This window comes from Methylobacterium sp. WL103, from assembly GCF_008039885.1.
GTDB lineage: Bacteria > Pseudomonadota > Alphaproteobacteria > Rhizobiales > Beijerinckiaceae > Methylobacterium > Methylobacterium cerastii.
Genome location: NZ_VRUX01000193.1, coordinates 1 through 7,141, shown reverse-complemented (window position 1 = coordinate 7,141; position 7,141 = coordinate 1). Strand labels below are relative to the sequence as shown.

The 7,141-nt window shown below is 72.3% G+C and carries 7 protein-coding genes and 2 pseudogenes; 2 read left to right on the top strand and 7 right to left on the bottom strand.

What is annotated here, in order from left to right; all coding sequences use genetic code 11:
• Positions 1-237: 237 nt before the first annotated feature.
• The 7 genes and pseudogenes from FV222_RS13220 to croR all read right to left on the bottom strand — a co-directional run bounded on the left by FV222_RS13220 (position 238) and on the right by croR (position 6,006).
• Complete coding sequence (locus FV222_RS13220) at positions 238-1,152, bottom strand: LysR substrate-binding domain-containing protein (protein ID WP_147761702.1); 915 nt, start codon at positions 1,150-1,152, stop codon at positions 238-240.
• Positions 1,153-1,210: 58 nt separating this feature from the next.
• Positions 1,211-1,762: pseudogene (locus tag FV222_RS13215) on the bottom strand (GNAT family N-acetyltransferase); the annotation flags it as partial.
• Positions 1,759-2,493 (bottom strand): annotated as a pseudogene (locus FV222_RS13210) (ABC transporter ATP-binding protein); the annotation flags it as partial. The pseudogenes FV222_RS13215 and FV222_RS13210, both read right to left, overlap by 4 nt.
• 8 nt (positions 2,494-2,501) lie before the next feature.
• Positions 2,502-2,912 (bottom strand): DUF2141 domain-containing protein, encoded by a 411-nt coding sequence (locus FV222_RS13205; protein WP_147751925.1) that lies wholly within the window; start codon positions 2,910-2,912, stop codon positions 2,502-2,504.
• A gap of 68 nt (positions 2,913-2,980) precedes the next feature.
• Positions 2,981-4,558 carry a phytoene desaturase family protein gene (gene crtI, locus FV222_RS13200; protein WP_147814581.1) on the bottom strand — a complete coding sequence of 526 codons (1,578 nt, stop codon included), beginning with the start codon at positions 4,556-4,558 and terminating at the stop codon, positions 2,981-2,983.
• An 86-nt stretch (positions 4,559-4,644) separates the two neighbouring features.
• On the bottom strand, positions 4,645-5,475 hold the full coding sequence (locus FV222_RS13195; RefSeq protein ID WP_147814580.1) for an RNA methyltransferase: 831 nt from the start codon (positions 5,473-5,475) through the stop codon (positions 4,645-4,647).
• A 54-nt stretch (positions 5,476-5,529) separates the two neighbouring features.
• On the bottom strand, positions 5,530-6,006 hold the full coding sequence (gene croR, locus FV222_RS13190) for a 3-hydroxybutyryl-CoA dehydratase (protein WP_147751911.1): 477 nt from the start codon (positions 6,004-6,006) through the stop codon (positions 5,530-5,532).
• Positions 6,007-6,169: 163 nt separating this feature from the next.
• On the opposite strand from croR, the gene FV222_RS13185 reads away from it, so the two are divergent.
• Complete coding sequence (locus tag FV222_RS13185) at positions 6,170-6,778, top strand: cation transporter (protein ID WP_147814579.1); 609 nt, start codon at positions 6,170-6,172, stop codon at positions 6,776-6,778.
• On the top strand, positions 6,775-7,141 hold a 367-nt coding region (locus tag FV222_RS13180), incomplete at its 3' end, for a metallophosphoesterase family protein (protein WP_147814578.1). The genes FV222_RS13185 and FV222_RS13180, both read left to right, overlap by 4 nt.

The window sequence follows — 7,141 nt, the reverse complement described above, 5'->3', positions numbered from 1 at the left end:
GGCGAGCGCGGCGGCGCGGCCGATGCCGCTGGCGGCGCCGGTGACGAAGGCGACCTTTCCGGTGAAACGCTGTGGGCTCGGCATGGCGACGGCTTTCGGCTGAGGGGGGCGAGCGGGTGGGCTTGCCGGTCGGCCGAAGCTAGGCGTCCCGCGCTGCCGCGATCACCCGTCCGCGCCTCAACGGAGCGATGAGCGGAACTCAACGCCAAGGCGACAACGCGCCGGACGGGCGGACGCCTACAGGCCGAGGGGCCTCAGCGTGCGGATCAGGTCGATCAGCAGCCGCAGGCCGGCCGGCACCTGGCGGGGGCCGGGATAGTAGACGTGGAAGCCCGGTCCCATCGGAGCCCACTCCGCCAGCACGATGCGCAGCGTTCCGGCGGTGACGAACGGCGCGGCGCAGGCCTCGGGGAGGTAGGCGAGCCCGCCGCCGCCCGCCGCGAGGGCCAGCGCCAGCTGCGTGTTGTCGAGGGTCACCGCGCCGGGCACGTCGAGGGCGAGCGTCTCACTCGCCCGCTCGAACTCCCATCGGTAGAGGCTGTCGTCGCCCAGCCGGATGCGCAGGCAGCGATGCTCGCCGAGGTCGCGCGGGTGATCGGGCGTCCCGCGCCGGTCCAGGTAGGCGGGCGCGCCGACGACCACCCAGCGCAGGTCGGCCGACAGGCGTTGCGCGATCATGTCCTGGGGCACGGTGCCGCCGTAGCGGATGCCGGCGTCGGCGCCGGCTTCCACCACGTCGACCAGGTCGTTGGACACCCGGACCTCGACCTCGACCTGGGGATGGCGCGCGCCGAACTCGGGCAGCACGGGGGCGAGCAGCAAGGTGCTCGCATGCTCGAGCACGTTGAGGCGAATCCGTCCGACGGCGTCGCCCGGCGCCCGGTGGCGATCGAGCCCGTCGAGGGCCGACCCGAGCGCCGCGAAGGGCTGGTCCAGGGATGCGAGGAGGTCTGCGCCGGCCGCGGTCAGGGTGACGCTCCGGCTCGTGCGGTTGACCAGCCGCACGCCGAGGCGCGCCTCCATCTGCTTGAGCGCGTGGCTCAGCGCCGAGGCGCTGACGCCGAGCTCCAGCCCGGCCCGCCGAAAGCTGAGATGGCGTGCGATGGCGAGGAACGTGCCGAGGTCGGCGAGGTCGGTCCGGCTGATCCGCATGGGGGCGAGCAGGCTCACATCGCGCGGCCGCACGCGACTCCTTTCGATGCGGGCGGCCTCACCCTTGCAACGCGAGCCGCACCTTCACCACCCCCATGTCCTCCGGGTCGCGGCTTTGCGAAAACCCCAGGCGGCGGCAGACGGCGAGCATCGCGCGGTTCTCGGCCAGCACCGTGCCCTCGACGGTGCCGATGCCCTCGGAGGCCGCCCAGTCGAGCATCAGCCGCATCAGGGCGAGGGCCAGGCCGGTGCCGCGGGCCTCGGAACGGACGAGGATCGCGTACTCGCCGCTGGTGCCGTCGGCGTTGGCGTGCAGGCGCACCGCGCCGAGCATGCGCTTGGCGCCCTCCTCGCCCGCGTCCAGGGCCACGAAGGCGATGGCGCGGGCGTAGTCGAGCTGGGTCAGGCGGGCGAGGAAGGCGTGGCTGAAGTCGCGCACGGGGGCGAAGAAGCGCAGGCGCACGTCCTCCGGGTCGATGGTGGCGAAGAACGCCTGGAACAGCGGCTCGTCCTCGGGCCGCACCGGGCGCACGTCGACCGTCCGGCCCTTCAGCGTCAGCGTCCGCATCCATTCGGCCGGGTAGGGGCGGATCGCGAAGCGTGGATGGCCGCCGGCCCGGCGGGGAGGGTCAGGGCGACCTCGCGCTCGGGGACGCCTTGGCGAAGCTCGGCCAGCATGTCGGCGAGCGTGCCTTCGCGAACGATGCGGCCGGCGGCCATGAAGGCGGCGCGGTCGGCCAGGCGCTCGGCCTCGGCGAAGTCGTGGGTGGCGATCAGGATCGCGGTGCCCTCCTGGCGCAGGCGGCCGAGCACGGCGTGGATCGCGGCCCGCGCCGTCAGGTCCACCCCTTGCGTCGGCTCGTCGAGGAGCACCAGGCCCGGCTTGCACATCAGGCTCGCGGCGATGTTCACCCGGCGCTGGTAGCCGCCGGACAGCAGCCCGACCGGGCGTCCCGCCGCCTCGGCGACGTCGGTGAGCGCCATGGCCTCGGCCACGGCCCCCGTCCGCTCGCGCCGGCCGAGGCCGGCGAGCTGGGCGAACACGCCGAGGTTCTCGGCGACGGTGAGGCGGGGATAGAGCGCGATCTCCTGCGGCACCCAGCCGATTCCGCGCCGCGCGGAGCGGACCCGGAACGGATCGTGCCCGCCGACCCGGACCGTCCCGGCCTGCGGCGCGAGGCGCCCGGCGATCAGGCGCATCAGCGAGGTCTTGCCGGCGCCGTTCGGCCCGAGCAGCGCCAGGATCTCGCCCGCGTCGAGGACGAGATCGACGGCGTCGAGCACGCGGCGGTCGCGATAGGCGAGGGCGGCGCCCGCGACGCGGACGAGAGGCTCCGTCACGGCGCGCCTCAGCGTCGGGGCAGGGCGCGGGCGAGGCGGACCCGCAGGGCGGACCCGGGCTCGCGCAGGTCGAAGGCGGCCTCGGCGAAGGTCGGGCGGGCCTTGAGCCCGGCGCCGCCGGAGAAGCCGTAGGGTTCCATGGGCAGGCCGAGGCCGGTCCGGTCGAGCCGGCGGTTGCCGTTCACGTCCTCGAACGCGGCGACCGCGTAGCGGCCGGCCGTCACGTCGCGGAACACCACGGTGACCGCGCCGCCGCGCGCGGTCGTCTCCTGCCCGGCGCTGCACGCCTCCTCCGACAGCCCGCCCTGGCACAGGGCGACGGAGACCGAGGCGCCCGGGTCGGCCCCCTCCACCAAGACCTCCACGGTGGCCGCGGTCGCCGGCAAGGCGGCGAGGGCCGCGACGAGGACCGTTGCCATCCGGGCGAGCACCCAGGCGGATGGGGGAATCGAGAGCGACGTGCGGAGGGTGCGGCGCCCGCTCAACCTCACGAGGTCTCGCCGCCGGTGGCCAGCGCGGCGGTCTCGGGCACGCCGGAGGTCTCGGCGACGCGGGCGCCGGCCAACTCCTCGATCAGCAGGCGCGCGGAGATGCGCGCGCCCTCGTAGATCACCGGCAGGCCCGAGCCCGGATGCGTGCCGCCGCCGACGAGGTACAAGCCCGGCCCGAAGCGGTTGTGCGGGCGGAAGTACAACATCTGCATCAAATCGTGCGCAAGGTTGAACGTCGCCCCCTCGTACACCGAGAAGTTGTCTTGCCATTCGACCGGGTCGACGATGCGCTCGAAGCGAATGCGGCTCTCGACGTCGTCGAGGCCGAGGAGCTTCAGGCGCTCCAGCACCAGGGCGCGGTAGGTCGCGCGGGTGGCGGGCCAGTCGATCCCGGCCTTCAGGTTCGGCACCGGCACGAGGACGTAGAGGGCGGTGTGGCCGGGGGGCGCCATGCCGCCGTCGGTGTAGCCGGCATGCTGCACGTAGACCGAGGGCTGCATCGGCAGGATGCCGTCGGTGATCTCGCGGATGTTGCGCGCGTAATCCTCCGCCAGGAGGATGGTGTGGTGCCCGAGGCTGTCGGGCACTTTCCCCTCGATACCGAGGTACATCATGAAGGTCGAGCACGACAGGCGCGCCTTCTCGATCTTCCGGTCGCGCCAGCGCGGGCGGTGCTCCTCCGGGACGAGGTCCTGGATCACCCGTGCGAAGTCGCCGTTGATCACCACGGCGTCCGCCGCGATCCGCTCGCCGTCCACGATCACGCCGTCGGCGCGCTTGCCGTCGAAGGTGACGCGCTCAACCGAGGTGCCGAGGCGGATGTCGACGCCCATGCGGCGGCACAGGCCCGCCATCGCCTCCGAGATCGCACCGCACCCGCCGACCGGGTGGTAGACGCCGTGCTCGTATTCGAGGAACGAGAGGATCGTGAACAGGCTCGGACACCTAAACGGCGACATGCCGAGGTATTTGGTCTGGAACGCGAAGGCGAGGCGGACCCGCGGGTCCTTGAAGTAGCGCTGCAGGTCGCGGTCGACGCTGCGGCCGGGATGCAGGTGGGGCAGCGCCCGCAGCATCCCGGGGCTCGCCATGCTGCGCAGGGTGTGGAACGCCTGCTCCAGCACCGGCTTGAAGAACTTCAGCTTGACGCGGTTGTCGGCGAAGAACTGCTTGACGTTCTTGGCGTCTTCCGGGGCGATGCGCGCGACCTCGGCCTCCAGCCGGTCCATGTCGCCGGTGGCGCGGATCTCGCCGCCCGCCTCGAAGACGAGATGGTACTGAGGATCGAGCCGCTCGAGCTTGACGTGATCCTCAAGCCGCTCCCCGCAACTATCGAAGATGTCGGCGAGAATCTGGGGATAGAGGAAGAAGGTCGGGCCGATGTCGAACTTGTAGCCACCGGGCGCCGACACCGTCTTGGTCCGGCCTCCGACCTGCCCGTCCTTCTCGATCAGCGTGACCTGAAGGCCGGCGCGCGCCAGCAACAGGGCCGTGGCGAGACCGCCGGGCCCCGCACCGACGACGACGACCCGGCGCCCGGACAACGTCCGCAGGCCCTCACGTGATTGAAGCAACGCGCCCGACTCCCCGATCCGAACTTCCCGGCGGACGACGGGCTGCCGCCCGCTCCACCGTGCGGTCAAGCTAGCTCGCTGCGGGGTCAAGGCAATGGGTGCTCATTGTCGCGCGCAGTGCGGAGCCCGCACGCGAGGCGATGCAGCGCGATCGCGCCTGCGGTGGCGACGTTGAGCGAATCGAAGCCGGGGGCCATGGCGATGCGCAGCCCGCGCATCCGCGCCAGCACCGAGGCCGGCAGTCCGGGGCCTTCGGTTCCGAGGATGAGCAGCGCGCGCGACGGCGGCGCGAGGTCGGCGACATCCTCGGCGCCGGACGGGCTCAACGCGAGCGGTTCCAGGCCGAGGGCGGCGGCCGTCGCGAACCAGTCGACGCCGGGATCGAGGCGGGCGAAGGGGACGGTGAGGGCGGCGCCGGCCGAGACGCGGATCGCCTTGCGGTAGAGCGGATCGCAGGTGCCGGCGTCGAGCAGCACCGCGTCGGCGCCGAAGGCGGCGGCGTTGCGGAACAGGCCTCCGACGTTGTCGTGGTTGGTCAAGCCGGCCAGGCCTACGACCAAAGCCGGGGCGGGCGCCTGCGGAACGAGCACCTCGGCGCCCGCGTCGTCGCCGCGGATTCCGACGGCCAGCACGCCGCGATGGATCGGGAACCCCGCCACCGCGCTCATCACGGCGCGGTCGGCGACGTAGACCGGCGGCCGATCGGGACAAGCCTCGATCACGGCCGCGAGCCCGGCGACGCGCTCGGGCAGCAGCAGGATCGATTCGGTGCGGAAGCGGGCGCGGGGCGACAGCATCAGCCGCAGCGTCACCTCGCCCTCGACGATGAAGCGCCCGGCGCGCCCGACGAGGTCGCGCTCGCGCATCGCCGCGTAGGGGTCGATGCGCGGATCGGCCGGGTCGGAGATCTGGATCATGCCGGAAGGTCACGATCGCAAGGAGACATCATGCCCCCGGGCACCGGGAACCGCTCACGCCGGCGGGCGGCCGCCCATACGGACCGCCAGCGGGTCGGCCTCGGCCTTGGTCGGCACCTTCACCAGGGCCTCGCCGTCGAGCACGACCTCGCCGGCCACCGCGCAGGTGCACTTGAGGCGGGCGCGGCGCCGCTCGGGCACCAGCTCGGCCACCTCGACGGTGACGTCGACGGTGTCGCCGATGCGCACGGGCGCGCGGAAGTTCAAGGTCTGGCTGATGTAGACCGCGCCGGGGCCGGGGAGGCGGGTGCCGAGCACCGCCGAGATCAGCCCGGCGGTGTAGAGGCCGTGGGCGATGCGGGTGCCGAACGGAGTGCGCGCCGCGAAGTGCTCGGACAGGTGGATCGGGTTGCGGTCGCCGGTGATCTCGGCGAACCCGACCACGTCGGAGGAGGCGATCGTCTTCGAGAGGGTCTCCGAGAGCCCGACTTCGAGGTCCTCGAAGTAGAGAACGCGCAATTCGGGCAACATCTGAGACTCCTCGTTCCGGCCGAACGGATTCGGTCCGATGGCCGACCCGCCTCGCACAGGACGGCCTCCGAATCCAGCCGGACGAAACGCGTAAGCGCGGCTCGACAGCAAGCACCGGGTAGGCGAAGAGGCGGCCCGCCCCGTAACGGACACCGTCGCCCGCGTGGAATCCGCCCCCTCTCCCCCGCTCCGCACCGTCGTCCTGCGCGTTGCGGGCTTGAACCTCGGCTATTTCGGCATCGAGATCGCGGTGGCGCTGGCGATCGGCTCGGTGGCGCTGATCGCCGACAGCCTCGACTTCCTGGAGGATGCGGCGATCAACCTGCTGATCTTCGCAGGCCTCGGCTGGAGCGCGGCCAACCGCGCGCGCCTCGGCACGGCGATGGCCGGCATCCTGATGGTTCCGGCGCTGGCCACCGCCTACGCGGCCTACGAGAAGGTTTCGGACATGAGCGCGCCGGCGCCGCTTCCGCTGACGCTGACCGGGCTCGGGGCGCTCGCGGTGAACCTCACCTGCGCCCTGATGCTGTCGCGCCACCGCGACGGCGCAGGCAGCCTGACGCGTGCCGCCTGGCTGTCCGCCCGGAACGACGCATACGCCAACCTCGCGATCATCGCCGCCGGCCTCGTCACCGCGTTCCAGCCCTCGCCCTGGCCCGACCTGATCGCGGCGGCCGGCATCGCCATCCTCAACGCGGATTCGGCCGGCGACATCCTTCGCGCAGCCGCCGCCGAGCGCCGCGCCGCGCACGACGCAGGACGGACCCCGTGAGAATCTTCCCGATCTCCGACCTCCACCTCGAGCGCCGCCGCCTCGACCTGATCGCCCCGCCGAGCGGGCCGTTCGACGTCATGGTCTGCGCCGGCGACCTTTACGAAGGACACCCAGAGCGCGGGCTCGCCGCCGTGCTGGCGCTGGCCGGAGGCAGGCCGGTCGTCCTCGTGCCGGGCAACCACGAGCATTATGCGCCGACCGGCGACGGGCGCACTGCGCCCGAGCTCCTCGCCGCGCTCGCGGCCGAGGTTGGCCCTGTCTCTAATACACAACTCACGCTTCCGACCACTCCAAACATCAAGATCACGGATCTCTCCCTATCATTAAAAAAAAAAGTTCGCAGGTGTTGGCGGGGGGGGG

Coding starts and splice junctions, on each gene's coding strand:
- FV222_RS13195 (WP_147814580.1), bottom strand. CDS start 5,475: ATGATCCAGATCTCCGACCCGGCCGATCCGCGCATCGACCCCTACGCG.
- FV222_RS13205 (WP_147751925.1), bottom strand. CDS start 2,912: ATGGCAACGGTCCTCGTCGCGGCCCTCGCCGCCTTGCCGGCGACCGCG.
- FV222_RS13220 (WP_147761702.1), bottom strand. CDS start 1,152: ATGCGGATCAGCCGGACCGACCTCGCCGACCTCGGCACGTTCCTCGCC.
- croR (WP_147751911.1), bottom strand. CDS start 6,006: ATGTTGCCCGAATTGCGCGTTCTCTACTTCGAGGACCTCGAAGTCGGG.